Source organism: Woeseia sp. D3-10, assembly GCF_055809415.1.
Map to the genome: position 1 here is coordinate 1,857,077 of NZ_JBVVTW010000007.1, position 25,556 is coordinate 1,882,632.

24 protein-coding genes are annotated in these 25,556 nt (G+C 58.6%); 7 read left to right on the forward strand and 17 right to left on the reverse strand.

Features of this window, described 5'->3' with window-relative positions:
* Window positions 1-15 precede the first annotated feature (15 nt).
* Window positions 16-606: a hypothetical protein gene (locus AC0L8N_RS08790; protein WP_473667259.1), complete on the reverse strand. Its 591-nt coding sequence runs from the start codon at window positions 604-606 to the stop codon at window positions 16-18.
* Entirely contained in the window at window positions 603-1,253 is a 651-nt protein-coding gene (locus AC0L8N_RS08795) for an RNA polymerase sigma factor (protein WP_473667260.1), read from the reverse strand. Before AC0L8N_RS08795 ends, AC0L8N_RS08790 begins: the two co-directional genes overlap by 4 nt.
* A gap of 344 nt (window positions 1,254-1,597) precedes the next feature.
* Between AC0L8N_RS08795 and AC0L8N_RS08800 the strand changes: the two genes are divergently transcribed.
* The gene (locus AC0L8N_RS08800; protein ID WP_473667261.1) at window positions 1,598-3,712 is read left to right on the forward strand and encodes an EAL domain-containing protein; all 2,115 of its coding nucleotides are present in this window, start codon (window positions 1,598-1,600) and stop codon (window positions 3,710-3,712) included.
* 1 nt (window position 3,713) lies between these two features.
* On the opposite strand, the gene AC0L8N_RS08805 is transcribed toward AC0L8N_RS08800, so the two are convergent.
* The 10 genes from AC0L8N_RS08805 to AC0L8N_RS08850 all read right to left on the reverse strand — a co-directional run bounded on the left by AC0L8N_RS08805 (window position 3,714) and on the right by AC0L8N_RS08850 (window position 13,768).
* Entirely contained in the window at window positions 3,714-4,022 is a 309-nt protein-coding gene (locus AC0L8N_RS08805; protein WP_473667263.1) for a putative signal transducing protein, read from the reverse strand.
* Between the two features lie 17 nt (window positions 4,023-4,039).
* Window positions 4,040-4,810 carry a tryptophan synthase subunit alpha gene (gene trpA / locus AC0L8N_RS08810; protein ID WP_473667264.1) on the reverse strand — a complete coding sequence of 257 codons (771 nt, stop codon included), beginning with the start codon at window positions 4,808-4,810 and terminating at the stop codon, window positions 4,040-4,042.
* On the reverse strand, window positions 4,807-6,051 hold the full coding sequence (trpB, locus tag AC0L8N_RS08815) for a tryptophan synthase subunit beta (protein WP_473667265.1): 1,245 nt from the start codon (window positions 6,049-6,051) through the stop codon (window positions 4,807-4,809). The genes trpA and trpB overlap by 4 nt, the downstream gene beginning before the upstream one ends.
* 19 nt (window positions 6,052-6,070) lie before the next feature.
* Window positions 6,071-6,664: a phosphoribosylanthranilate isomerase gene (locus AC0L8N_RS08820; protein ID WP_473667266.1), complete on the reverse strand. Its 594-nt coding sequence runs from the start codon at window positions 6,662-6,664 to the stop codon at window positions 6,071-6,073.
* Window positions 6,661-7,482 carry an indole-3-glycerol phosphate synthase TrpC gene (locus tag AC0L8N_RS08825; protein ID WP_473667267.1) on the reverse strand — a complete coding sequence of 274 codons (822 nt, stop codon included), beginning with the start codon at window positions 7,480-7,482 and terminating at the stop codon, window positions 6,661-6,663. The genes AC0L8N_RS08820 and AC0L8N_RS08825 overlap by 4 nt, the downstream gene beginning before the upstream one ends.
* Before the next feature lies 1 nt (window position 7,483).
* A complete protein-coding gene (gene trpD, locus AC0L8N_RS08830; RefSeq protein WP_473667269.1) occupies window positions 7,484-8,509 on the reverse strand; it encodes an anthranilate phosphoribosyltransferase in 1,026 nt (341 codons plus the stop codon).
* Window positions 8,506-9,087 carry an anthranilate synthase component II gene (locus AC0L8N_RS08835; RefSeq protein WP_473667270.1) on the reverse strand — a complete coding sequence of 194 codons (582 nt, stop codon included), beginning with the start codon at window positions 9,085-9,087 and terminating at the stop codon, window positions 8,506-8,508. The genes trpD and AC0L8N_RS08835 overlap by 4 nt, the downstream gene beginning before the upstream one ends.
* A complete protein-coding gene (locus AC0L8N_RS08840) occupies window positions 9,084-10,469 on the reverse strand; it encodes an anthranilate synthase component I family protein (protein WP_473667271.1) in 1,386 nt (461 codons plus the stop codon). The genes AC0L8N_RS08835 and AC0L8N_RS08840 overlap by 4 nt, the downstream gene beginning before the upstream one ends.
* Window positions 10,470-10,697: 228 nt before the next feature.
* A complete protein-coding gene (locus AC0L8N_RS08845) occupies window positions 10,698-12,533 on the reverse strand; it encodes an SLC13 family permease (RefSeq protein ID WP_473667272.1) in 1,836 nt (611 codons plus the stop codon).
* 83 nt (window positions 12,534-12,616) lie between these two features.
* Window positions 12,617-13,768 (reverse strand): hypothetical protein, encoded by a 1,152-nt coding sequence (locus AC0L8N_RS08850; RefSeq protein WP_473667273.1) that lies wholly within the window; start codon window positions 13,766-13,768, stop codon window positions 12,617-12,619.
* A gap of 323 nt (window positions 13,769-14,091) precedes the next feature.
* Between AC0L8N_RS08850 and AC0L8N_RS08855 the strand changes: the two genes are divergently transcribed.
* The 4 genes from AC0L8N_RS08855 (at window position 14,092) to ppc (ending at window position 19,092) form a co-directional block, all read left to right on the forward strand.
* Window positions 14,092-14,430 (forward strand): type 1 pili tip component, encoded by a 339-nt coding sequence (locus AC0L8N_RS08855; protein ID WP_473667274.1) that lies wholly within the window; start codon window positions 14,092-14,094, stop codon window positions 14,428-14,430.
* A 105-nt stretch (window positions 14,431-14,535) separates the two neighbouring features.
* Window positions 14,536-15,834 carry a TlpA disulfide reductase family protein gene (locus AC0L8N_RS08860; protein ID WP_473670103.1) on the forward strand — a complete coding sequence of 433 codons (1,299 nt, stop codon included), beginning with the start codon at window positions 14,536-14,538 and terminating at the stop codon, window positions 15,832-15,834.
* Between the two features lie 23 nt (window positions 15,835-15,857).
* Window positions 15,858-16,340, forward strand: a complete 483-nt coding sequence (locus AC0L8N_RS08865) for a YajQ family cyclic di-GMP-binding protein (protein WP_473667275.1) — start codon at window positions 15,858-15,860, stop codon at window positions 16,338-16,340.
* Window positions 16,341-16,374: 34 nt separating this feature from the next.
* Window positions 16,375-19,092: a phosphoenolpyruvate carboxylase gene (gene ppc / locus AC0L8N_RS08870; protein WP_473667276.1), complete on the forward strand. Its 2,718-nt coding sequence runs from the start codon at window positions 16,375-16,377 to the stop codon at window positions 19,090-19,092.
* Between the two features lie 14 nt (window positions 19,093-19,106).
* On the opposite strand, the gene AC0L8N_RS08875 is transcribed toward ppc, so the two are convergent.
* Together AC0L8N_RS08875 and AC0L8N_RS08880 are read right to left on the reverse strand one after the other, a co-directional pair.
* Window positions 19,107-19,781, reverse strand: coding sequence for a nitroreductase family protein (locus AC0L8N_RS08875; RefSeq protein ID WP_473667277.1), 675 nt, complete (start codon window positions 19,779-19,781; stop codon window positions 19,107-19,109).
* Window positions 19,782-20,228, reverse strand: coding sequence for a YcgN family cysteine cluster protein (locus AC0L8N_RS08880; RefSeq protein ID WP_473667278.1), 447 nt, complete (start codon window positions 20,226-20,228; stop codon window positions 19,782-19,784).
* 49 nt (window positions 20,229-20,277) lie between these two features.
* Here AC0L8N_RS08880 and AC0L8N_RS08885 point away from each other — a divergent pair, with 49 nt between their 5' ends.
* A complete protein-coding gene (locus AC0L8N_RS08885; protein WP_473667279.1) occupies window positions 20,278-21,234 on the forward strand; it encodes a D-2-hydroxyacid dehydrogenase in 957 nt (318 codons plus the stop codon).
* A 5-nt stretch (window positions 21,235-21,239) separates the two neighbouring features.
* Here AC0L8N_RS08885 and AC0L8N_RS08890 read toward each other — a convergent pair whose 3' ends face one another.
* Genes AC0L8N_RS08890 through AC0L8N_RS08900 form a run of 3 tightly spaced genes read right to left on the reverse strand, consistent with a single transcriptional unit; the run spans window position 21,240 to window position 24,867 of the window.
* Window positions 21,240-21,659 carry an NUDIX domain-containing protein gene (locus AC0L8N_RS08890; protein ID WP_473667280.1) on the reverse strand — a complete coding sequence of 140 codons (420 nt, stop codon included), beginning with the start codon at window positions 21,657-21,659 and terminating at the stop codon, window positions 21,240-21,242.
* 14 nt (window positions 21,660-21,673) lie between these two features.
* Window positions 21,674-24,163 (reverse strand): ABC transporter permease, encoded by a 2,490-nt coding sequence (locus AC0L8N_RS08895; protein WP_473667281.1) that lies wholly within the window; start codon window positions 24,161-24,163, stop codon window positions 21,674-21,676.
* Complete coding sequence (locus tag AC0L8N_RS08900; RefSeq protein WP_473667282.1) at window positions 24,160-24,867, reverse strand: ABC transporter ATP-binding protein; 708 nt, start codon at window positions 24,865-24,867, stop codon at window positions 24,160-24,162. Before AC0L8N_RS08900 ends, AC0L8N_RS08895 begins: the two co-directional genes overlap by 4 nt.
* Between AC0L8N_RS08900 and AC0L8N_RS08905 the strand changes: the two genes are divergently transcribed.
* Window positions 24,866-25,513 (forward strand): arylesterase, encoded by a 648-nt coding sequence (locus AC0L8N_RS08905; protein ID WP_473667283.1) that lies wholly within the window; start codon window positions 24,866-24,868, stop codon window positions 25,511-25,513. The genes AC0L8N_RS08900 and AC0L8N_RS08905 overlap by 2 nt on opposite strands.
* Window positions 25,514-25,556: the final 43 nt, after the last annotated feature.

The following is a 25,556-nucleotide window of genomic DNA, read 5'->3' on the forward strand; positions in this document are numbered from 1 at the left end:
CTCGGTTGCCAATCCCTAGATATCCGTGCGGCGCATGACCGCATGGCTGATTCCATCGACTTTTTGCATGATCGCCAGTTCTTCGCTGTAGGTGCTGAGCAGCAATTCCTGCAACAACACATTGTCCGGTTCTTGCGCCAGAGCCTTGTTGATTTCCGCAATCGCCGCTCGAATTACGGCGATATTTTTCTCAACTTCGAGCCGCGTTTCGGCGGGTAAACGCTCCAGCTGTTGGTCGAGCTTAACCACCAGACTGTCGCGCGCATCCTGAAAGTCTGGCCCGAAACTGTATTTGCTACCAAACGAGCCAGAGACAGGCTCGAAGGTCAACTCGCCGGAACTGACCACCGGATCGACTGTAACGGTTGTGTTGTTCATGGTGACCCAGGTCAATGCGGACGACGCGCCGACCAGCAACAACACAGCCGCCGCCTGCGCGAACATTGTCGGCCAGCGTCGCCCGGCTTGCACAGCTGGCCGCTCACTGACGTCAATAGCGGCAGCGATACCCGGCCACAAATCGCGCGCAGGCTGAACATCAGTCGCGATGTTCCGCGCCCGTTTCAGCACCTCACGTTCCCTGTCCGTCATTTCATTGTTGTTCATGTCTCTGCACCTTCCAGTTGCTGCGCCAGCAAGCGGCGCGCGCGGTGTAGTTGTGCCTTGCTGGTACCGCTCGCGATACCCAGCATTTCGCCTGTTTCATCGTGGCTGTAACCGTATACGGCGTTCAGCACGAACACGTGGCGGGCACCGGCTGGCAATTCGTCGAGCGCCTGCTCCAGATCCTGCAAGCCGCCACTGTCACCGACAGTCGCGGTGGGCGGCGCTATATCGCGTACCACCTGCAAGCGGTCGTGTTCCCGACGGGACTTACGCATACGTCCCAGTACTGCATTGACGGCGATTCTGTGCAACCAGGTTGCAAATGCGCTATCCCCCCGAAACAACTCAAGCTTCGTCCACGCCTGAATAAAGGCGTCCTGGGCACAATCTTCGGCTTCGCTCGCATTGCCGGTCATGCGCAGACACAGTCCGTAGACTTTGCCGACGTGCAGGCGATAAAGCGCCTCGAACGCCGTCGAACTGCCTTTCTGTGCCAAAGCAATAAGCGTTTGCTCATCGCCCGCACCCTGATTGCTTACCGCCACTGCCTCATCTTCCTCGCGATTGGCGGCCACAGACGCTCCCAAAGCCGTAATCTCCCGTACTTTGCTGTTTGGACGTCCGTCGTCGCTGTTTGGTTTAAGCAATTGGCGCAGTAGAAGTGTGAATTGTGCCCCAGAAAGCGGTCGAGCAGGGGGTAACCCGCGATTTCTGGCGGGGGCGGTACCGATAGCCACAGCAATCGGCAGCAGTATTTCCAGCAGCCTTTCGCCACTCTCGTCGGAGCAGAAAAAAGCAGCCGGTACGACACGAAACGGAAGCCTGTGCGCGGGCACTATTCTGGTATTATGCCGCTGGGGAAAATCTAACGCGTAACGCCAAACCGAAACGAAAAAGAAATAACATAATGGCGCATGGATAGTAGCGACCAGAAACTAACCACGCAGGCACAGTCAAAGGGATCGCAACCAATGCCGGCAACATGTAGCTGATGGCGAGTTATATCGTTCTGTATCTCGGCCATCGTGAATTTGCCGAAGACTTCCTGCACAGACTCGAGCAACTGGATTGCTGCGAGCGGTTAATCGTCTGCGACAATCCCGCCTCTGCTGTTGCAGCGGCCAAAGACAGCCGTGTCGATATCATATTGTTTGAGACCGGGCCTGGCATGGGTCGCTCTGGCGAAATCCTGAAGAACCTTGTTCGATCCTTCACCGCTTTTCCGCTGGTTGCCGTAACAGACCGCGACCATGAGCATCGTGGTGTCGCCGCGGTACGTGTCGGCGCACAGGGTTATCTGTGCATGGACGACAGCAGCGTGGAGCGGCAAGCAGGAATTCTTGATCACGCCATACAGCGCCACCGATTGCTCGAAAGCCTGTCAGAAGCTGACGACACCGTGCTGTCTATACTAAAGAGCATCAACGACGGCGTGATCGTCGTGGACAGTGAAGGGCATGTACTCGACATCAACCCGGCGGCCCGCTCGATACTGGGTCTGCCACGACGTGGCACGCCAGGACCGGAATGGGTCACGACCTTCTGCGCCCTTGAAGCAGACGGAGTCACGCAAACCGGGCAGACTCTGCAACCGCTGTTTCGTGCTCGTCGCGGTGAAAAATTCAGCAATCAGATTGCACTGCACCGTGCCGAGCAACAGGCCGATACATTGCTTAGTATCAACGGACAGGGGCTTTATAACTCCAGCCAATCGCTGGTCGGCGGCGTCATCACGTTTCGCGATGTCACCGAAGTCATGTACAAGACGCTCGAGCTGGAGAAGCGGGCTGAGTACGACGACCTGACCATGCTGCCGAACCGCCGCTTGTTTTCCCGACAACTGCAAAAATCCATGGGCCGCGCGCAACGGAGCAAACGGCCGCTCGGCGTTTTGTTTATTGACCTCGACCGGTTCAAATCCATCAATGACACGCTTGGCCATGACTGCGGCGATGAATTACTCCGTCAGGTTGCCAATCGTATTCAGAGCAATCTCCGGGTTGGTGACTTTTGCGGTCGTTGGGGTGGTGACGAGTTCGTCGCTTGCCTGGAAGAGTTTGGCGACGCCGATGACGCTGCAGCCGTTGCGCAGAAACTGTTGCTGGTGCTGTCCGAGAAATACACCATCAATGAAAGCGAAGTCTACGCAACGCCCAGCATCGGCATTGCTTTGTACCCCGAATCGGGACTGACCACAGATCGCCTGGTGAAAGCGGCTGACGTAGCCATGTATCAGGCTAAAAAGCGCGGTGGTGGCCGCTTTCAATATTATTCTGCTGCCCTTAACGCCAAGCTTGAACAAAGCGACGAGCTTGAGGTTGGCCTGCGACACGCGCTGGTGCGTAACGAGTTCATACTGCATTACCAGCCGCGCATCGACGTACTGTCCGGGCGCCTGATTGGCCTCGAAGCGTTGCTGAGGTGGCAGCATCCGCGCTACGGCCTGTTACCGCCAGCGCGCTTTCTAAGCATTCTCGAGAGCAGTGGGCTTATACATTCAGCCGGGGAATGGATAATCGACACTGCGTGCCGGCAGCTCGCCGCATGGCAACGTCAGTTCGATCTTCCCGACTTGTCGGTTGCCATCAATCTTTCGTCGCAACAGTTGACGCATGGCCGGCTGGTCGATGCCGTTGAGCGCGCGATCGCGAATACGGCGCTTGATCCTGGCTGCATAGAATTCGAATTGTCGGATGGCGACATCGTCGGCCGTCGGCCTACTGAACGGGAGCTACTGGAAGCACTGCGCCGTCTGGGTGTGCGCTTGTCACTCGACAACTTCGGCACACGCGACATCTCGTTCACGTCACTCGACACCGGCGTCATCGACAGTTTCGTGCTCGACCCCAGTCTGATTCAAGACGTAGAAATCAACCACAGTCACCAGCGTATCGTGCGCGCCGCCATTGCGATGGCACGCGGGCTGAACATTGAAGTAGCCGCAGAGGGCGTTGAGACGATTACGCAGCTGGAGTTTCTGAAGAGTTGTGATTGCGACCTCGCACAGGGCTTTTTGATCAGCAAGCCGATGCAAGCGGAAAAAGTATCGAGCATTCTGCGTAACGAAATCGCTGGCGCCCGCCTGTTGCACATCAACGCCGCCTGAATCAGTTTTCGAGCTCGCAACTCCAGCAGGCGGCAAACTGACCTTCGTTATCTTCGCCGCAATTGCTGCAACGCCATACTTCGCCCGGGCTTTCCTGTAACAAGGTCTCGGTATCGATGAGCTGCAATGCCCGATCGTAGTCCAGATCGTTGTTGATCCACAGTTCCGGCCAGACTTCCTGAAACGGCATTTCGCCGACAATAGAACCCAGATGCTCGTTGCGCAGAAATGCGTCGATGCCCTCGCTCTGCAACAGATTGCGGTAGTGGTTGATTGTTATGATCGACGGCGCTGTCGTGAGTTTTCGCATGGCCGTCTCCTTGTCGCTTAGTCTCGCAGGCTACGCAGGAAGGCCGCCGGGTCTTCACCGCGTTCCAGCACTTCAACCAGCGCCGAACCCACGATAGCACCCGCCGCATGCTGACCAACGCTCGCAACGTCGCTGGCCGCACGGATGCCAAAACCCGCGCAAACCGGCAGCGGCGATACCTGGCTTACCCGGTCGAGATAAGCGGCAAGATCATCGGGTAGTCCGCCGTCACCGCCCGTGATACCGGTGATTGTTACCGCGTACAGAAAACCGCGCGACGAATCTGCCAGTAGTTGCAATCGTTCGGCAGGCGTTGCCGGGGTAACCAATTGCACGACGCCCAGCCCCTGCTTTTCGAGCGCGGCACGCAGTTCATCGCTCTCCTCGAATGGCAGATCCGGCACGATAAACCCGCAAACTCCGGCTGACAGTGCACGCTTCGCCAGTTCCTCGTAGCCGATGGCCAACAAGGGGTTCATGTAGGACATAAGCACAACAGGTGCTTTGACCCTATCGCGGTTCGCAGTCAGCTGCTCGAAAATCCAGCGCAACGATACGCCGTTCTTGATCGCTTCATGGCTGGATCGCTGAATCGTCATGCCATCGGCCATCGGGTCCGAGAAGGGCACACCTACCTCAACCACATCACCAACTTCGCTGACCGCAGCCAGCACGTCCATGAAGTCATCAAGCTTCGGATAACCTGCGGTAATGAACGGTATCAGGGCCGGCCGCCCGGCATCGTTCGCGGCACGCAGCGCATTGCTAATTGATTCGTGCGCGCTCATTTGCGGGCACTCACCGGGTACTGGATCAGGGTTGGCATATCTTTGTCACCGCGACCGGAGTTACCGATCAGAATACGTTTACCGGGGTTGCTTGCCGCCCATTTTTTTGCGGCCGCGTAAGCGTGTGCGGTTTCCAGGGCGGTCAGAATACCTTCCGCCTCGCATAACTCGCCCAGTGCTTCCAGAGCTTCCTCGTCGCTGGCCATGATGTAATTCACGCGACCAATAGCCTGCAACAACGCGTGCTCAGGACCCACACCGGAATAATCGAGCCCGGCTGAGATTGAATGGGTTTCCTGCACCTGGCCGTCGTCGTCCTGCAGGATCATCGTGTAACTGCCCTGCAAGACACCCGGTCGGCCCGTGGCTAGCGTCGCTGCGTTATCGCCGAGGCCCGGACCGCGACCGCCAGGCTCAACACCGAATAACTCGGTTTGCGCATCCGCCAGCAGTGGATAGAACAGACCGATTGCGTTCGATCCACCGCCGACGCAGGCGAACGCTGCGTCCGGCAAGCCGCCGGCAAGCCGTAACATTTGCTCGCGTGCTTCCTGGCCGATTACGTTTTGCAGTTCGCGCACCAGCCACGGATACGGATGCGGTCCTACAGCCGAACCCAGCAAATAGTAAATACCATCCGGATCCGACACCCAGCATCGCATGGCTTCATCAATGGCGGCACGCAAAGTCGCATCACCACTCTCGACCGCGACGACTTCGGCACCGAGGCGGTGCATACGATCCACGTTGGGTGCCTGGCGCTTCATGTCGAGCGCGCCCATGTAAACAGTACATGGCAGCCCAACCCGCGCACACGCCGCAGCCGACGCGACACCGTGCTGACCAGCGCCGGTTTCGGCAATCACCCGTCTTGCTCCGAGCCGTTTCGCCAACAAGGCCTGGCCAATCGCATTGTTGATTTTATGGGCACCGGTATGCGCGAGATCTTCGCGCTTCAGCCATACGTCGCAACCCCAGCGGGCACTCAGTGTAGGCGCGGGCGTCAGCGCAGTCGGCCGACCAACCCAGTCGCGCAACTCGGCGCGAAATTCCTTCTGGAAGTCCTCGTCATACAGATAAGTGCGAACGCCTTGTTCAAGCCGTTCGAATGCAGGCACAAGCGTTTCAGGAATGTACCGTCCACCGAACGGCCCGAAACGACCACGTGCATCCGGCAACTCGCCGTTGATTGAGGCAGTGAGCAGTTTTTCTGCGTCGCCTGACTCCAGTAAAGACTTCATGGTTTCCAACCTCGGTTCTTTAATTAAGCTGTATTGATCGTGCTGCGGTTACGAAGGCTGTAATTTTGCCGGTGTCTTTTTTGCCCGGTGCAGATTCGACTGCACTCGATACGTCCACGCCCCAGGGCGCCACGCTCGCAATTGCCGCTGCGACATTCGCGGCGCTCAAGCCCCCGGCCAGGATCATCTGACCCCGGCGAGCGTATTCTGCCGCGACACCCCAGTCCACCTGCTGACCGGCACCACTGTTACTGCCTTCATAGAGAAAGGTCGCCGGCAAAATCATGTCCGGTGTCACCGCGCCTTCGCGGTAGACGGGCCAACGCTCAATGTTCGCCGGGACCTCGAGCTGCCGAAAATCATCTGCGTCGGTTTGCAGGACATCGGGTGCGAATGTTGCCAGCACTTCCTGCCATTCGGCGTTAGTCGGATGGCGCATGACTGCGACGCGTTGCACTTTCGCTGGCACATTGCTGGCGATCTCCGCCGCGGTTTTGGCACTAATCTGCCGCGGCGATGCCGCAAACACGAAGCCAACCGCGTCAGCGCCCGCGTCGATCGCCGCGGCAACAGACGCCTTGTCCGTCAGGCCGCAAATTTTGATCATCGTCATATTGCGGCCCGGGCCGCGCTGCCCGCGCGACGCATGTCGCGAATCAGCCCGGCAGGATCGGCACTGCGCATCAGTGCCGTGCCAACGAGTGCCATGTGATATCCCCAACCGGCGGCGGCGGCGGCATCGGCGCCAGTGTGCAGACCACTTTCGGCTACGCAAACAGCGTTGTTCGGCAATGCCGGGCCGAGCTGCCGGAGGCGATCCGGATCAACTTTCAGCGTCCGCAGGTTACGCGTGTTCACGCCAACGAGTAACTGCCCGGTACTGGCGCGGTCTGCGTAACGCGGCTGCTCCAGCAGTCGCGCGGTGCGCTTGAGATCGTCTTCGTCAAACGCCTCAAGCAGGACGAACAGAGAAAGATCACACGCACAATCGAGCATCTCGATGAGTTGTTGATCATCCTGCATGGCGGTGATCAACAGTGCACCACTGGCACCGGCAGCGCGTGCCTCCAGCAATTGCACCGGATCAACCAGAAAATCTTTGCGCATCGCCGGTATCCCGGCGCCGGCCAGCAATGCCGCCACTTCACTCAGATGTCGGAGGTCGCCGGCGAATCGCGACGGCTCGGTCAACACCGACACGGCCACGGCACCGCCTGCCGCGTACATTTGCGCCTGATGCAGACGATCGCTGTCGGCGCCCGCCAACGCACCTTCAGATGGCGAGTGGTCCTTGATCTCTGCAAGCACATCGAAGCTCGATAAGCTCAATGGCAATAACGGCAGATCAAGTTCATCGTCGCTGTACTTGCGCTTGGCACGACTGGCGCGCTCTGCGCTTGACAGCGCCATCTGCTGTAGAAAATCGCTCATATTATTCCGCGAAATGTGTCCGCATAGCGTCAAGGAATCGAACAGCGCGGCCGTCGTCGATTGCGGCAGCCGCCATCGCGACACCCTCTCGCGGATCGCTCACCAAACCCATGACTTCCAGCACCAGCGAGGTGCCCATCAGCAAGGCATCACGATGCGCGCCCTTGTCGTCGCCATTGAATACCCGTTGCAGTTCGGCCGCGTTGTGTGCCGCGTCGCCACCGGCCAGGTCAGTCGGCGAGCAGCGCGGCACACCGTAGTCCTCCGGGCTGCGCTCGGAGCGGCTTACAGAACCGGGTCGCACATCGAAGAGGACAAAACTGCCCGCCGGTGTCGCTTCGTCCCAGCCGGGTTCGCCATGCACGACAAACGCGCGCTCTATCGGCATGCCGGACAAGGTATCAGCCATCAGTTGCGCTGCATCGGCACTGAACGCGCCGATTAACTGGTAGGGCGGAGCCGCCGGATTCGTCAGAGGCCCCAGTAGATTAAAGACCGTTCGCACGCCGAGCGCGGCACGCACCGGCATGATCGCTTTCATTGCCGGGTGATAAGCCGGGGCAAACAGAAACGTGAAACTCGTTGCATTGAGTGCAGCCATCGCGGCATCAGCCGCCAGCGGCAACGGCATGCCCAAACACTCCAGCATGTCAGCACTGCCTGAACGGCTCGATATAGAACGGTTGCCATGTTTAACGACGCGGGCACCGCAAGCGGCAGCCAGTAAGCCGGTACCCGTTGACAGATTCAGACTGCCGGATCCATCGCCGCCCGTGCCGACGGTATCAACCGTCGGTGTGCCGTCAGGAACTGCCGGTGCCAGCGCGAGTTCACGCATGGCAGTTGCGAAGCCCCGGATTTCAGCCGCGGTCTCGCCCTTGGCGCGAAGTCCGGCGAGAAACGCACCGGCCAACGCGGGATCCAGTTCGCCGCTCGCCATGGCATGCATCAGGCCGTGCGCTTCCTTTTCCGTGAGCGCCGTGCCAGACAGCAGGCGATCGAGCACGGCTGAATGCCGCCCGCTCATTGCCCGGTCCTGAGGAAGTTGGCCATCAGGCGATCGCCCTCGGGCGTGAGAACACTTTCGGGGTGGAACTGCACACCCTCAATCTGCCATTCCCGGTGGCGCACGCCCATGATCTCTCCCTTGTCAGTTTGCGCGGTGATTGTCAGTTCATCCGGCATGGATTCCCGCTGTGCACCGAGCGAATGGTAACGACCCGCTTCGAACTGCTGCGAAAGACCATCGTAGATACCGAGTCCGTCGTGCGCGATCGGCGATGTCTTGCCGTGCATCAGACGATCAGCCCGCACAATCTCGCCGCCGAAGTGACTAACGATGCATTGATGACCGAGACAGACACCGAAAATCGGCAGACTGCCGGCAAACGCCGCAATCATCTCCAGAGACACGCCAGCGTTTTCCGGTCGACCCGGGCCCGGTGAAATCAGCAGATGACTCGGTTCCAGGTCATACGCTTCGTTAACGGTGATAGCGTCGTTGCGATAAGTGATGACATTCGCGCCGAGCGCCAGGAATGCCTGCACGATGTTGTAAGTAAACGAATCGAAATTGTCGATCAGCAGTATGCGTGCCTTTTTCACAGGCCTTCTCCCGCCATACTCAATGCATTTCGCAAGATGGCGCTCTTCGCAAGCACTTCCCGGTACTCATTTTGCGGCACGCTGTCTGCAACGATGCCAGCCCCCGCCTGAAAACTGTATTCGTCGCCGTTGAACACGAGCGTACGAATCGTAATAGCCTGATCCATGTTGCCGCCTACGTCGAAATACCCTGCCGTGCCGGCGTACAGCCCGCGACCACTGGATTCCATCTCCTCGATGATTTGCATCGCCCGCACTTTTGGCGCACCAACCAGAGTGCCGGCCGGAAAGCTGGCCGCAAACAAATCGAATGCGTCATAGCCCTCGGCAAGCTCGCCTTTGACGCCACTGACTATATGCATGACATGCGAGTACCGCTCGATAGAGCGGTACGGTGCAACGTGGACACTGCCAGCCGCGGCGACCCGACCCAGATCATTACGTGCCAGATCGACCAGCATGACGTGTTCGGCGGATTCTTTTGGGTCCGCCAGCAAACGTCGTTCGTTGTCATCGTCTTCAGCGCGGGTCGCACCGCGCGGCAAGGTGCCCGCGATCGGCCGCAATGACGCCGTGCGGCCATTCAGCTTGACCAGCGCTTCCGGCGACGAGCCGACAACTTTAAGATCGCCGAACTCGAAATAGAACATGTACGGCGACGGGTTCAACAGGCGCAAGGCGCGGTACACCTCGAACGGGGGAATGTTGCTACGGCCTTTGAACAATACCGAGATAACGATCTGGTAAATGTCACCCGCCGCAATGTATTCCTTACAGGCAGCAACCCGGTCGCAATACTCGGCTTCGGTCATGCCCGCTTCGGGCGAGGTCAGTTGCAGCGCTTCGTTGCGCTCTGGCAATGGACCGTGCAGGCGCTTGATAACGTCACGCCGCAAGCTATTGCGTTCCTGCTCACTGCCCGCATGCAACAAGGCAACGCGCCGAGTGAGGTGATCGAATACGAGCATCGATGAGGGCGCGCAGAAAGCCGCTTTGGGGATTCCTGCCTGCGGCGTCGAGGTCTGCGGCAAACGCTCGAAAAGTCGCACGATGTCGTAACCGGAAACGCCCACCAGCCCACCGTGGTACGGCAACTCGGGAATCACCGGCGATAACTCCGGCGCGAGTGACTGTGCATGTCGCAGGGCATCAAGCCAGTCTTTCTGGCAGCCCGGCGCCGGCTGCTGTTCGCCGCCGATGACGAGGCCATCGTCGTCATAACTCAGTTCGAGTGCCTCACCGAAACCGAGGAAGGAGTAACGGGCAAGTCGCTCGCCGCCTTCAACGCTTTCGAGTAGAAATCGCGGCTTGAGGTCTTTCAGTTTCAGGTAGGCGGAAACCGGCGTGTCGAGGTCGGCCGCTATATCGAATGGTGGTTGCATCGGGTCTCTTCTTGTTTATTCAGTAACCGCCGCACCAGGAACAAAAAAAAACCCACCCCCACGTACGGCGGAGATGGGTTTGTCGGATTCATTACTCTCAGGCAGAAATCAGCCGGCCACCCACTCCATATCGGGTCGCCACAGCCAGCTTGTCGGTATCCGCGTGATCATGGGGCGAGTATTACCGGCAGCCTCCGCTCGCGTCAAGTCAGACACCGGACTAATGCCTCAAAAATCGTAGAGCAGCGGTAACAGCAACGAGAAACCGATCCACATGACGATAGTGAGCGGTATTCCGACCCGCATGAAGTCAGAGAATTTGTAGCCGCCTGCGCTGAGAATCAATAAGTTTGTCTGGTAACCAAATGGCGTCGCATAACTCATGTTGGCGCCAAACAGGACCGCCAGAATGAACGGTTCCGGATTGACCCCGAGCCGTTGCGCGACAGCGACGGCGATCGGCGTACCTATTACGGCCGCAGCATTATTCGAAACGACGTTGGTCAGGACCGTCATGATCAGAATGAACAGACTGAGGATGAGCTCAACGGGCATGTCGGCTGCCGCAGAGACAAAACCGTAGGCAAGAAAATCCGCCATTCCGGTACCCATCAGTGCCTTGCCGAGCGCGAGACTGGTTACGATGATCATGATCACCGGCGTCGACAGCGCACTCGCCGCATCACGCCAGTTCAGACAACCGAATGCGAGGGTCAGGCCAACGCCGACTATGGCCGCCACCGAAATTGGCATGATGCCGAGGGCTGCCACCAGCACGACAAGTGCCATGATTCCCAGTGCACGGTTCGCGAGGTGCGTGTGCGGCAGGTCCATCGTGCCGTCAAGTACCAGCATGCTGCCGCTTTCTTTAAGGTTCTTGATCGCATCACTGGTGCCCTGCACCAGCAACACGTCACCAGCGCGCAGCCGAATCGCGTTCAGATCACCGGTGACCTGTGAGCTTGGCGCACGTGCCCGATGGATAGCCAGCGGCAGCAAGCCATAGCTGCTGCTGAACGCGGCGGCGGCAAGGCTGCGCAGATGCAAGGGCGACCCGCGAGTAACAACCACTTCCGCGAGTTGCTGGCCTTCGGCTTTCAGCGGCGTGTCGTCATCAATCGGGTGCTCATTGTCCGACACGTTGAACAGGGTCGCACCCAGCTCGGTCTCGTAGAGCTTCAGATTTTCGGGCGAATCCTTGACGAATAAACGGTCGCCGGGCTGCAGAATGACCGACGGCAATTTGGCAAGAAACAATGACTCGGTGCGCTGAATCTTGTCGACGCGCATATCGCCATTGGTCTTCGCGAGAATTTCGGACAGCGTCTTGCCATCCGCAAAGCCGCCTTCTTTGACGTGCAACTGCGCACTGAAAACCCGCGGCGACGTATCTGCCATCGGCGGTATGCGATCCGGCAGCAAGCGTGGCGCAATGAGCCAAAGGAACAGAATGCCAACACCGCCAACAATCACTACTGGCATCATGAAGTCGAACATACCGAAACTCTTCAGCCCCATGTCCTGGGCGATACCGACAACGAGCAAATTGGTGGACGTGCCGATTGTTGTCGACATACCGCCGATGATCGTTGCCAGGCCCATCGGCAACATGACACCGGACACCGGGAACTTCACGCGCAGGGAAACACCGACGAGTATCGGCATCAATAACACGACAATTGGCGTGTTGTTCATGAAGGCGCTGAGAATGGCGCCAGCAATCAGCGTGATGAGCAAAGCCAGCAGCGGTCGCGCTGACCACGCGCGACCAACAATGGCGGCCAAAGGTTGTAACGCGCCGGTGGTTTCAAGTGCCTTGCCAACGATCATCAGGGCACAAATCGTGATCAGCGCTTCGTTACCGAAGCCGGCAAAAAAATCCGAGGCTGCCAGTGATGCGTCGCCGTGCTGATAAGGGAAGAGCTGAAAACCCGTTACCAGCAGGATCAATACAATCAGGCTCGATGTTTCGAGGGGAATCTGATCGCGGGTAAACAGCACCAGCGCTGCTGCGGTGAGCAGCAGTACAGCAACTCCATGCGCATCTGGTGTTATCGCTTGCAAATAATTCTCGCATCCGTGTTGGTTGACCTGCTGATGCGGAAATGTCACCCATCATCGCAGCCGGGGATGAACCGTATATCAGTTCATGCCCCTGCCGCAACGAATGTCGCCGCGTTGCGACGCTGCAGAATTGCGTGGGCGCGGCAGTGGAAGTTCTTGAATTCACTGATACTCCAGCCGGAAAAATCTGCTGCCGGAGCAAAGCTGCAGGCATCGGCGTGGGCCAGCAGCGGCAACAGATCCGCATAGTCGCGGCGGTCGCCTGCACCACTTTGGGGCATCACCGAGTAGGGTGACATGACCAGCAAATTGCGATGCCGAACCGCAACTGAGGACAACGCAGCGTGCCAGCGGCCTTGCCAGTTTCGGCGCTGCTCAACCGTGTCCACACCGCGACTGGGATCCCGGGCCGCCAGTGCCGGCAGCAGGCCACGGCTGCTCGCCAGCCTGTGCGACCGGTCCCACAGACCTTCATGGATGGCACCAATCAAACGGTCAAGGTAACGCAGGCATTCAATATCCGCCGGGTCAGCACCGCGTAACTGAACGAGATCGCCAATACCCTGCAGTACGAAACCGATGCGGCGATTGCAGACGGCATCCCTGCGCTGTTCCCGGTCACGCCAGTACAGGCCATCGAACAAATGGTCGGCTGTGTCCAGCGCCTGCTGCAGCGCCGCCAGTAGTTGGCCGCTGTCGATCTGGCCGTGCCGGTTGGCGAACCGACAAATAGACAACTCAAGGCAAAGCCAGGCACTGCCGGTCGGCACCCGTATCGCGTTTTCGGATGACAAGACTGGCGTTCGTTCGTCGGACAGCAACGGACAACGCGTTCGCGAGTCTCCGCCATACACCGGGCGCAGTCCCCACCGCCAGGTGCGTTGCTGGTAAAGGGCGGTCCAGGCCGGTGACGCCTCTGCCAGACCGCCGCGGGCAAGGTGAGCGGCTTCGAGTACCACGTAGCGGGGTCCCTGGCCGAGCAATACCTTGCTCATGAGCAGAAAGGCTGGCAGTGGCATTTCTTCGGCGGCTACGGCAAGCCCCAGCAAACGGCGATTGATGCAGGGCGCGACCACCGCTCGCCGCAACTTTCGCAGCAGGCGTTCTATGCGCCGGGAACTGCCGGCACCCGCGTCACTGAGCGTCAGGTTCACTGCAACGCCACTCAATAACAATGTGCGGACACGCTCTAACTGCGGGGCAAGCTGCTCGGGGGCCGCCGTGAGTGTTCTCACGGGCCAGCAAAAACCGGCGCCTGTTGCTGACACGCCCTGACCTGACCGCAAAACGGCCGGCCGAAACCCAAGCGTTGCCAATGTTCGCAACTGGAGGTTAAGCGAGTTCCCGTTTTTGTCACCAGCGTGTGCTGCAGGCGGCAAAAGCGGTGTGACGATCGGTGTGATATGTGCAGACATAGCGGTCCTTCCCTGACCTTTAACGATGCTGCTCCACAACGAGACACCAGGCATCTTGCCTAACTGGGCAGCTTGGACAGTTTTTGTTATTGTCGCCGCGGCTCACGTGGGCCTCCCCTTTATACGTTGCAGGAGCGACGGCAATGCGATTCAAGACTTTGTTGAAAACCTGGAGCAAGCAGCACGCTCAGGAACACACTGAAGAGCAATACTCGATTCGACTGAACGTGGGTGATGCCGCGCGGCTCGCGGCACTTGCTGAACTCTTTCCCGGCAATACCGTCGAGCAGCTCATCAGTGACCTCTTGTCCGCCGCTCTCGACGAGACTGAAACTGCGATGCCGTACGTCGCCGGTACAACGGTCATTCGGGAAGACGAATTCGGTGACCCGGTATACGAAGACGTTGGCCTGACCCCGGAGTTTCTTGAGCTCGTCCGCCAGCATCGCGCCAAATTGGCCAGCAATAGCGGAAACGCCTGAGCACCCGGCGCGCAGCGACTGCCGCTTGCGAGTAATCTCTGGATCGGGTCCGCGACTGCGTTAAACTTGCAGTCCTGAAACTGGCAACGGGCCGCCGACACAGTGATGAGATACTTCCCCGCACGATTTCTTGCGCCACTACTCGCCATTTTCCTGTTCAGCAGCTGCGGTCAGGAACCCAGCGAGATCGCGGGTGAACCGCCGCTTCCGGTTGGTTTTTGGCATGCCAGCATTACCCTGCCCGGCGGCGAGATCGATGCGGGAATTGAAATCAGCCGCAAAGACGATCGCTACAGCGCCAGCCTGATCAACGGTCCGGAGCGTGTGGTGATTCGCGAGGTCAGTTATAAAGACGGCGTGCTCCTGCTGCGCTTCCCCGCATTTAACAACGAGATCAGGGCTCGCATCGTCAACGGCAAACTGGTCGGCGAGCTGATTCTGGTCAAGAGCAAGGGCGCGACCCAGTCGATGCCATTTGTGGCCACCGCCGGCGCACAGCGCAGCGACCCGGCAAGTGGCAGCAGCGTGCACGACCTGTCCGGCCGCTGGGCAGTGCAATTCCACGAAGCAGACGGCAGCAATACACCCAGTGTCGGTGAGTTTTCGCAACGCGGGTCGCGCCTGTTTGGCACATTTCTCAATGCCAGCGGCGACTACCGCTACCTGACCGGCTTTGTACGCAACAACTCTTTCAACCTGTCAACGTTCGACGGTGCGCACGCCTTCCTGTTTTCGGGAACGATCGATGACAACAAAATCACCAATGCCGACTTCTGGTCCGGGACGTCCTGGCATCAGACCTGGTCCGCAGTCCGCGATGCCAACGCAAAATTGCCCGACGCCTATCAACTTACACACCTGAAACCCGGCTACGATCGCTTCGAATTCAAGTTCCCGGATCTTGATGGCAAGGCCGTGTCGCTGGACGATCCGCGTTTTGCCGGCAAGGTCGTGGTCGTGACACTGGCGGGCACCTGGTGTCCCAATTGCCATGACGAAGCGCGCTTCATGGCGCCGCTGTACGAGAAGTACCGGAGCAAAGGCCTGGAGGTCGTCGCACTGATGTATGAGCACTTCGACGATCCGCTGCTAGCCGGGCAGCAAGTGGCGCTGTTCCGTGAGAAGTTCAATATCGCCTACACCACACTGATCGCAGGAACGTCGAGCAAGACTGAGGCAGCAGAAACACTGCCGTCACTGGATGCCGTACTCGCTTTCCCGACAACGATCTTTATTGATCGAAGTGGTAACGTGCGCAAGATCCATACCGGCTTCAGTGGTCCCGGCACTGGCGAGCACTACAAAGTTCTGACCACAGAGATGACCAGCCTGATAGAAACCTTGCTGGCCGAACCTGCTGTCCCCGTCAGCGCATCCGCCGCCACCCGTCAGCCGGGCATTTAAAGCCAAATCGCCAGGAGCACCGCATGCCATCGTTTGATGTAGTCAGCGAGTTCGAGATATTTGAAGTACGTAATGCCGTGGACCAGGCCAACAGGGAAGTCGAAACACGGTTCGACTTCAAGGGCAGCGACGCAAAGTTCGTATTTGAGGATGACGTCATTCTGATGACGACCAAGTCGGATTTTCAGCTCAACCAGATGCTGGACGTATTGCGCCAGAAAATGGCCAAACGCGGCATTGATGTCGGCTGCATGGACCCACAGAGCGTCGACAAGTCGCTGCATGAAGCTCGCCAGAAAATTGTCATGAAAAAAGGCATCGATACCTTACTCGCCAAGCGCCTCGTGAAAACGATCAAAGCCAGCAAACTGAAAGTCCAGACTGCAATTCAGGGCGAGAAGTTACGTATCACTGGCAAGAAGCGCGATGATTTGCAGGCCGCCATCAGCTTGCTGAAGGAAACGGATACCGAGATTCCTTTGCAATATGAAAACTTTCGCGATTGACCCGCGCAAATAACAACCAACAGGTAGCAATCCAGTGCGCAGGCAAGACATTACTTTTGAAGACAAGGACCAGGCGTTACGCGACGACGTTCGTACGCTCGGCACCCTGGTTGGCGAATTACTGACGGAACAGGGCGGCGAGCAGCTGTTCGAAATTGTCGAAGAGGCCCGCTTGCGTTCGATCCGGCGCCGGGAAGGAAACGAAAAGGAGAACGAACGACTCGTTGACCTTGTCAGCAACCTCGATATGTCACTGGCACTGGAAGTGATCCGGGCTTTTTCCACCTATTTCCAGATGGTAAATACCGCGGAGAAAGTTCACCGCATTCGGCGCCGCCGCGAATACCTGCAGGAAGTGGGACAGTACCAGCCGGGCGGCCTCGAAGAGACGATGGTCAAGCTCAAGGCCGCTGGTATCGACGTCGACCAGTTGCAGCAGTTGTTGCAGCAATTGCACATCGAACCCGTGTTCACGGCACATCCGACAGAGCCAACGCGGCGTACGATCCTGCGCAAAGAACAACGCATAGTTCGGCGACTCATCGACATGCTGAACCCGACCATGACCGCGCAGGAAACGTATGCGGCCATTGAAAACATCAAACTGGAAGTTGCAACCGGCTGGCAAACAGCGGAGCACCCGTCGGAACAAATGACCGTTGCGGACGAGCTGGAGCATGTCCTGTTTTTCATCACCGATGTCTTGTACCGGGCTATTCCGCCGTTTTACGAGGACATCGAAGCAGCGGCCAAACGAGTGTATGGCAAAGACGGCGAGCGCGTTAACGTGCCGAATATCGTCCACTTCGCGTCCTGGGTCGGCGGTGACATGGACGGCAACCCGAACGTCAATGCCAAGACGATACGCTCCACGATGGCGCGACAGCGTTCCCTTATTCTTGACCTGTATTACCGCGAGTGCGCATCGCTGTCAGCCAAGCTCAGTCAGTCCATTCTGCGAGTAGAGGTCAACGAAGACGTATTGCAACGCATTGAGCAATACCGTGCCGAATTTCCGAATGCTTATCATGCAGTCCCGGTCAGGCACCGTGACATGCCTTACCGGGTTCTGCTGCGGCTGGTTCAGCAGCGCCTGCAGGCTACTTACGATGACGCAGCCTTTCCTTATGAGTCGGCAAAACAATTTCGCGCCGATATCGATATGGTTGCGCGCAGTCTTGCCGACAACAACGGCCAGCATGCGGGTCTGTTCGCTGTGCGGCGCCTGCTGCGGCGTATCGATACCTTCGGCTTCCATATGGTTACGCTGGACGTACGTCAGGATGCTCTGCTGCACCGTCAGGTAATTGGTGAATGTCTTGGTATCGACGACTGGCTGACCTGGAGCGCAGCGGACCGGGCAGCCCGGATCGTCGAAGCGATAGAGATGAAAGATCCACCCCCGGCCCAACAGAGCATTGCCGCACGCAAAACGTTGGCAGTATTCCAGGCCATCAGTTTTTGCCGTCGCAAATACGGCAAGGAGGCCATCGGCCCGTTTATCGTCAGCATGACCCAGGGCGCGGACGATATCCTGGCGGTTCTGTTGCTCGCCAACTGGAGCGAATTGCACAACCGCCGTGGCGAAGTACCGATGGATGTAGCGCCGTTACTCGAAACAGTAGCTGATCTCGACAACGGTCCGCAGATTCTGAATGACCTGTTGGGTAATGATTTGTACCGGGCACATTTGCGACAACGCAATGATACCCAGACCGTGATGATTGGTTACTCCGACAGCAACAAGGACTCAGGCCTCACTTCGGCCCGCTGGGCGCTGCAGAATGCTCAGCTCGCGCTTGTTGAGTCCGTGAAAGAAGAAGACATCACCCTGCATCTGTTCCACGGCCGCGGCGGCACGATCAGCCGTGGCGGCGGCAAGACCCACGCCGCCGTACTTGGCTCACCTCCCGGCACCGTTAATGGCCATTTGCGGGTAACGGAGCAGGGCGAAATCATCAACGAAAAATACGGTCTGCGCGGTATTGCGCTGCGTACCCTGGAGCAGGCAGCCGGCTCTGTGGCGCTGGCCACCGCCATGCCACTGCATCGCGGCAGTGACCTCCCCGAGTGGCACACGATGATGCAGGTCATTGCTGATGTCAGCCGCCAGAAATACCGCGGACTCGTTTACGACACCGAGCGTTTCTACGACTATTTTCGCAAAGCAACACCTATAGACCTCATTGAACGGATGCGTATCGGTTCGCGACCGTCATCGCGCCGTTCCGGCGGTGGCGTGAACGACCTGCGGGCGATTCCCTGGGTATTCTCCTGGACGCAAAGTCGCCACATCCTGCCGGGCTGGTTTGGCTTCGGCAGTGGTCTTGCCGCCGCCGCAGAGCAATTCGACGACGAAGCATTTCGCACTATGTTCCGTGAGTGGTACTTCATGCGCGCGCTCACGGCGGATGTCGAAATGGTGCTCGCGAAAGCCGACCTCGGAATTGCCGAAGTGTACTCGGAACTTGCGGGCAACCTGCATGAAGAGTTTTTCCCGATCATCAAGGCAGAATTCGAACTCACCCGCGAATTGATCCTGAAGTATTCAGATCACCACGAGCTGCTCGAAGGGGACGTCACACTGCAACGGACCATCATGTTACGAAATCCGTATGTGGACCCGATGAGCATGATGCAGGTAGACCTCTTGAAACGCTGGCGCGCGACGGGCTGCGAAGACCCGGAACTGTTCGAAGCATTGCTCGCAACGGTGAATGGCATTGCCCAGGGATTGCAAAATACCGGCTAAACAGCCCTTGTTGGTCAATCCTCAATAAACGACACATAGTCGTTCAAAGGTTTGCGATGAATGTCCGGCACGCGGGCATCCTCGGCCGGGTAGCCGGTGACCAACAACAGGAAAGGGCGCTCACTTTTCGGCCGGCCGAGAATTTCATTCAAGAAACTCATCGGACTCGGCGTGTGTGTCAGGCAAGCGAGGCCTGCGCGATGCAGCGCAGTAATAAGCAGGCCCGTCGCCAGGCCGGTGGACTCCGCCGGGTAGTAGTGTTTTACCTTGCTGCCGTCGGCACGAATATCGTATTTCCTGAGGAACACGGCGATTAACCATGGCGCTGTTTCCAGAAACGGCTTGTTGGTGTCGGTACCGAGGGGCTTCAATGCCTCCAGCCACTCATCCGATGCACGGTGTTCGTAGAACTCTTTCTCTTCTGCCTCGGCGGCAACCCGAATACGCCGTTTGCACTCCTGTTGACCGACGACAACGAAATGCCAGGGCTGGAGATTCGCGCCACTCGGTGCTGTACCGGCAGCCTGCAACGCCGTCTCGATCAACTTACGCGGCACGGCGCGCGCGGAAAAATCCCGGACTGTTCGTCGCCGGCGCACATCCTCATAAAACTCGCTGGCTCGTTGCTGCATTTCCAGCGGCGTGAACTCCCGCCAGTCTGCCAACGGCACAAATGCCTTGTCTGTCATCTACTCCTGCTCTCCGTTTTCGCCAAGTCTTCGCAACACCGTCCATTCGCTGGTATCGCGTTCAGAGACCGCTTTGCCGCGCACTGATATGCCGGCCCTGTGTACGGACTCCGGGTCGCCGCTAAGCAGCGGATGCCACTCCGGCAAGTCCTTGCCCTCCGACAAACGCCGGTAGGCACAACTGCCGGGCAACCACTGAAACTCTTCGGGCTTGTCCGCGCTCAGGGCAAGGCAGCTCGATACCCGTCGGGCGCGATTCGCGTAGTCGGTGCAACGGCAAGCGTCCATGTCCAGCAATCGACACGCCAGATCTGTGTAATAGACCTCGCCGCTATCTTCGTCTTCAAGTTTCTGTAAACAGCAGAGTGCACAGCCGTCGCATAGCGACTCCCACTCGCCGCGCGACATCTGCGCAAGCGACTTGAGTTTCCAGAAGGGTTCGCTCATTGTTTGTCGCTCACTGCCAAACGCCAGGGTCAAGGATACCTCAGTCCGGATGAACGCGACGTTCCTCGATTTTTCCACCATCGGCGCGAATGAGCTCGACCCCACGCCGCTGCTGAATGTTCTGCCTGAATTGCGATTCTATGACACGACCGCGCCGTCACAGGTTGTCGAGCGTATTCGCGATGCTGAAATCGTCTTACTCAACAAAGTGAGTATCGACCGCGCTGTAATGCAGCAAGCACCCAGGCTGCGTTGCATCGGCCTGACCGCGACCGGTGTCGACAACGTTGATCTTGAGGCCGCTCGCAATCTGGGTATCGCTGTATGCAACGTAACCGCCTATTGCACGCAGTCAGTTGTCGAACACGTCTTCGGCACGCTGCTCACACTGACTCACAACCTGAATCAGTATAACGCGGCGGTCCGTAACGGCGCGTGGCAGAAGTCCGCACAGTTCTGCATGCTCGATTTCCCGCTGCGCGAACTGTCGGCAATGACGATGGGCATCGTTGGTAGCGGCAACCTCGGCAGTGCGGTCGCCCGAACAGCGGAGTTCTTTGGCATGCAGGTCTTGTTCGCACAGCGGGCTGGCGTGTCGGCGACTGAAGACGGCCGCTTGCCGCTCGACGATCTCCTGCGAACAGTCGATGTCCTGTCGCTGCATTGCCCATTGAACGAACAAACAGCCGGACTCATCGGCACCCGGGAATTGTCGTTGATGAAGAACAGCGCGCTGCTGATTAACACCGCTCGCGGCGGCCTGGTGGACTCGGCAGCACTGGTTAACGCGATCGACAGCGGGCAGATTGCTGGGGCAGCGATCGACGTACTAAGTGAGGAGCCGCCGATCAACAGCGATCCGTTACTGGAATCCGACAACCCGCGGCTGTACGTAACACCGCATATCGCGTGGGCAACACGTGAGGCGCGCCAGAATTCACTCGAACAACTGGCGAATAATATCGATGCTTTTCTGCGCGGCGAACGCCGCAACCGGGTCGACTAAGGTCCTTACGTGCCGATAATCTGCCGCGCCCAGACCACCACGCTGCGCACGCGCGGCGACGAGATATCGTAGGCCTCGTCGAAGGTCATCCAGCGATACTCATGATGCTCGGGTCGGCCAGTGAGTGGCGATATACCCATTTCCACGGTCTCCTCTGACGTACGCGCCAGATAATAGCGCGCGGTCTTGCCGCGATTGTACGGACCCGTGTTTATCGCGGTATCGCCCCATTGCATGGTCAGTTCGCGGATTCCGGTTTCCTCGGCGACCTCGCGGCGCGCGGCCTGCAGCGGTGTCTCACCCGGTTCGCACATACCTTTCGGAAAATCCCAGATGCGCCACGCTCGCAACATTAACGTGTACCAGCCGTCATCGGCTGGCCGGCCGAGCACGATGCCGCAGGAAAGGCGTTCGCCACTATCCACTGCGATCGCTCTCGTCAGGCACCACGCAATACCTCAATAGGCGGTGCATTGATGGCGCTGCGCGCCGCCAGATAGCCGCTAATACAAACCAGCAAGACGCCGCCCAGCAAGCCGGATACCCAAAGCGCGGGGTTAAAACTGAATTCCAGATCAAACAGGCGCACCGATATCACCGCGGCGAGAACTGACGCGCCGGCGGCGGCGAGCAGGCCAGCCGCGAAACCCAGTGCAGCAAACTCTGTCAGCACACCAGAGAGGACCGTTCGCCGCCGCACACCAAGCGCGCGCAACATGGCACTCTCGAAACGACGCTCGTCGATGGTGGACTGCACGGCTGCAAACAGGACGGCGATGCCGGCGGCAAGCGTGAAGACAAACACCGCCTGCACGGCGAGGCTTGCCTTATCGATGATGCCCTTGACCTGCTCCAGAATCGCGTCCAGATCAATGACGGACACGGTGGGATGAGCGCGAACGAGTTTAAGCAGCACGTCATTCTGGGTGTCGTCAACGCGTAAGCTGGCGACGAAAGTGGTTGGCAGTCCTTCCAGTGCGCCCGGCGACAGAACCATGAAAAAATTTGGCTGGAACGAATCCCAGTTCACGCGGCGAAAGCTGGCGACCGTCACCTCAATTTCCTGCCCGGCGACCAGGAACCGGAAACGGTCACCCAGGGTAATACCCATCTCCGTCGCCGCGTCTTCTTCAACCGAGACCAGCGGCGGACCATTGTAATCCGGCTCCCACCATTCTCCGCCGACCAGTTCATTGCTCGCACTCAACGTGGCGGCAAAGGTCAGGTTTGCTTCGCGGTTAGCCTGCCAGCGGCCGTCTTCGGTCGGGTATTCCCGTTCCTTGACGTCTTCACCGTTGATAGAGGTCATGCGCGCCCGCACAAGCGGCACGAATTCCGGCGCCGCGATGCCGCTTTCCTGAAATATCCCGGCAATGCCGCCACGTTCTCCCGACTGGATATTGATGAGAAAGTGGTTCGGTGCATCTTCGTCCAAGGTCTGCTGCCAGCCCGCCAACAAATCTGTGCGGACAAAGGTCAGTAGCAACAAGACCGTCAGGCCCAGGCCGAAGGCAACAACCTGGACAGCACTGTCCCGACCCCGCCGTGCCACGTTCGCCAGACCGTAGCGCCAGGCTATGCCCACCCCGCCGCGCGAGTAACCCATCAACGATACGAGGCCGCGACCAGCGGCATACAGCGCGGCGGACACCAGCAACATACCGCCGAGCACGATCACTAACATGAGGGCGTCACCAATAGCCCAGTACAACAAGAGCGCGACGGCGCACAACGAGGTACCCGCTACAAACAGGCGCGATGGCGCAGGTGGCATCGCATCGTGACGTAATACCCGCAGCGGCGGTGTGTTGCGCAGTTGTATGAGCGACGGCAAGGCAAATCCGATGAGCAGCACCAGGGCAGCGCCCGAGCCGAGGAACACCGGTTGCAGGCCGGGTTCGGGCAGGTCGGAAGCAAACAGGTCAGCCAGCATGCCGGTAATGACCCATTCAACAGTGAAACCAACAGCGCTGCCAACCACGACACCCACTATGCCAAGCAGTACAAGCTGAACAGATGCCGCGACAATAACGAAGCTTTGTTTCGCACCGAGGCTTTTCATCAGCGCGACGGTATCCATACGTCGGTGTGCGAATCGGCGCGCCGACATCGCGATAGCAACCGCGCTCAGCAACAAGCTGATAATGGCGGTTAATGACAAGAACCGTTGCGCACGATCTGCCGCATTGCCGGCGCGGTCACTGGAGTCCTCGCGATTGCGCACACGCACGGACTCTGGCAACTCGTCTTCGATAGCCGCGTAGTAGGCATCAACGTCATCATCATTACCGGCGACCAGCAGTGCATAGCCGACGCGACTGCCTTCGCTGATCAACTGCGTACCCGGCAGATCCGCCAGGTTCAGAAGCAACGACGGCGCCAGGGATGCGAAGCCGATTGATTGATCGGGACGGTAAGTCAATACGGCGCCCACCTGGAGCTCCGATTCTCCCACCGACAGCGCATCGCCTACTTGCAGGCCAAGGCGCGCGAGTATCGCCGCATCAGCCCAGACCGTGCCGGGCGCCGGCACGACGTCCACTTCATGTTGTTCGCCAAACAGCCGGTCGGCAACGCGAACCTTGCCCCGCAGCGGGTAACCGTCACTGACACCTTTGATCGATGCGAGCACGCTCTCATCACCTGCGAAGACGACGCTGGGAAAACTTTGCGTGTCCGCGGTCTGCAGATTGTATTCATCGGCCAACTCACGCCACAGCGAGGGCACGGGTTCAGGCGAGCGCAGCCGCAAATCTGCAGCGAGCACTTCGTTGGCTTGCCTTGCCACTGCCTTGCCTATACGGTCGGTCAGAAATCCGACGGCCGTAAGCGCAGCAACTGCCAGAGCGACAGCGGCGAGCAGTACCAGTACCTCGCCAGAACGGAGTTCGCGACCGAAACTGCGCAGGGCAAAGGTAAGGGATCTCATGCGTCGTTCCTGCGGTCGCTCAGCAGCTTGCCAGCATCAAGAATAATTTCACGCTCACAGCGGCTTGCCAGTGACGAGTCATGCGTTACCAGCACCAACGTGGTCGACGAGTTGCTGTTCAGGTCGAACATCAGGTTCATGATCATCTCGCCGGTCCGCGCATCGAGATTGCCGGTCGGCTCATCAGCGAATAACACCGCGGGTTCGGTCGCAAAAGCACGCGCAATCGCTACGCGCTGCTTTTCACCACCTGACAATTGGGATGGGTAGTGGGTACGCCGATCTGCAAGCCCGACTTCGGCCAGAATACGCTCTGCCGCCGCACGCGGTGAACCGCTGCCCGCCAGTTCCAGCGGCAGCATGACGTTTTCCAGCGCGTTCAGTGATGGCACCAGGTGAAACGACTGGAACACAAAGCCGACGTGCGCCGCCCGGATTGCCGCGCGGCCATCTTCGTCGAGGGCGGTCATGTTGGCGCCGTTCAGCCAGATTTCACCGCCAGTCGGCAGATCCAGGCCGGCCAGCAGCCCGAGCAGGGTTGACTTGCCGGCGCCGGATGCACCGACGATGGCAACGGACTGGCCTTTATCAATACTGAAACTGACATCGGACAAAATGGTCAGATCACCTTCTGGGCTGGTAACCTGTTTGCTGACGTTATTCGCGGCCAGCACTGCGCCAGCGGGACTTGATAGGTTCGACATGCGAAAAATACTTTCCCTATTGCTGTTGTTAATGGCAGCAGACGGCCAAGCGACTGACTCGCCAGTTGTAATGATTGTCGGCGACAGCCTAAGTGCCGGTTACGGCATAGACGTTGACCAATCCTGGGCTGCTTTGTTGCAGAGCAGGCTGCGCGATCAAGGTTACGAACATCGGGTCGTGAACGCCAGCATATCCGGCGAGACCAGTGAGGGCGGTGCCGTACGCATCAAAACGGAGTTGCAGACCCATGCTCCTGCCGTGGTGGTGCTGGAGTTGGGCGGCAATGACGGACTGCGTGGTTTTCCGCCGGCGCGGCTGAAAAGCAATCTCGCCACGATGATCGAGACCAGCCGCTCAGCCAACGCCGAAGTCGTGCTACTGGGAATTCGTATCCCAAGCAACTATGGGCCACGGTATACTGAATCCTTCGAGAAAGTCTATCGTGACCTCGCGGAAGAATACTCCTTACCGTGGATCGAATTTTTCATGCAAGGGGTGGCGCTCGACGACTCTCTGATGCAGGACGACGGCATACACCCTAACGCCAGTGCACAACCGATCCTGCTCGACAACGCATGGCCTGTGATAGAAGAAGCACTTAAAGTTGACCGCGGCAACACGGTCGGTCAACCCGCCGGTACTTAGGCGCTGACAGCACTCGGGCAGCGCGCAACAAAAAGGAAAATAG

Excerpts from the sequence above, each read along its gene's own strand:
- AC0L8N_RS08790 (WP_473667259.1), bottom strand. The coding sequence starts at position 606 with ATGAACAACAATGAAATGACGGACAGGGAACGTGAGGTGCTGAAACGG.
- AC0L8N_RS08800 (WP_473667261.1), top strand. The coding sequence starts at position 1,598 with ATGGCGAGTTATATCGTTCTGTATCTCGGCCATCGTGAATTTGCCGAA.
- AC0L8N_RS08805 (WP_473667263.1), bottom strand. The coding sequence starts at position 4,022 with ATGCGAAAACTCACGACAGCGCCGTCGATCATAACAATCAACCACTAC.
- trpA (WP_473667264.1), bottom strand. The coding sequence starts at position 4,810 with ATGAGCGCGCACGAATCAATTAGCAATGCGCTGCGTGCCGCGAACGAT.
- trpB (WP_473667265.1), bottom strand. The coding sequence starts at position 6,051 with ATGAAGTCTTTACTGGAGTCAGGCGACGCAGAAAAACTGCTCACTGCC.
- AC0L8N_RS08820 (WP_473667266.1), bottom strand. The coding sequence starts at position 6,664 with ATGACGATGATCAAAATTTGCGGCCTGACGGACAAGGCGTCTGTTGCC.
- AC0L8N_RS08825 (WP_473667267.1), bottom strand. The coding sequence starts at position 7,482 with ATGAGCGATTTTCTACAGCAGATGGCGCTGTCAAGCGCAGAGCGCGCC.
- trpD (WP_473667269.1), bottom strand. The coding sequence starts at position 8,509 with ATGAGCGGGCGGCATTCAGCCGTGCTCGATCGCCTGCTGTCTGGCACG.
- AC0L8N_RS08840 (WP_473667271.1), bottom strand. The coding sequence starts at position 10,469 with ATGCAACCACCATTCGATATAGCGGCCGACCTCGACACGCCGGTTTCC.
- AC0L8N_RS08855 (WP_473667274.1), top strand. The coding sequence starts at position 14,092 with ATGCGATTCAAGACTTTGTTGAAAACCTGGAGCAAGCAGCACGCTCAG.
- AC0L8N_RS08860 (WP_473670103.1), top strand. The coding sequence starts at position 14,536 with ATGAGATACTTCCCCGCACGATTTCTTGCGCCACTACTCGCCATTTTC.
- AC0L8N_RS08865 (WP_473667275.1), top strand. The coding sequence starts at position 15,858 with ATGCCATCGTTTGATGTAGTCAGCGAGTTCGAGATATTTGAAGTACGT.
- AC0L8N_RS08875 (WP_473667277.1), bottom strand. The coding sequence starts at position 19,781 with ATGACAGACAAGGCATTTGTGCCGTTGGCAGACTGGCGGGAGTTCACG.
- AC0L8N_RS08880 (WP_473667278.1), bottom strand. The coding sequence starts at position 20,228 with ATGAGCGAACCCTTCTGGAAACTCAAGTCGCTTGCGCAGATGTCGCGC.
- AC0L8N_RS08885 (WP_473667279.1), top strand. The coding sequence starts at position 20,278 with ATGAACGCGACGTTCCTCGATTTTTCCACCATCGGCGCGAATGAGCTC.
- AC0L8N_RS08895 (WP_473667281.1), bottom strand. The coding sequence starts at position 24,163 with ATGAGATCCCTTACCTTTGCCCTGCGCAGTTTCGGTCGCGAACTCCGT.
- AC0L8N_RS08905 (WP_473667283.1), top strand. The coding sequence starts at position 24,866 with ATGCGAAAAATACTTTCCCTATTGCTGTTGTTAATGGCAGCAGACGGC.
- AC0L8N_RS08900 (WP_473667282.1), bottom strand. The coding sequence starts at position 24,867 with ATGTCGAACCTATCAAGTCCCGCTGGCGCAGTGCTGGCCGCGAATAAC.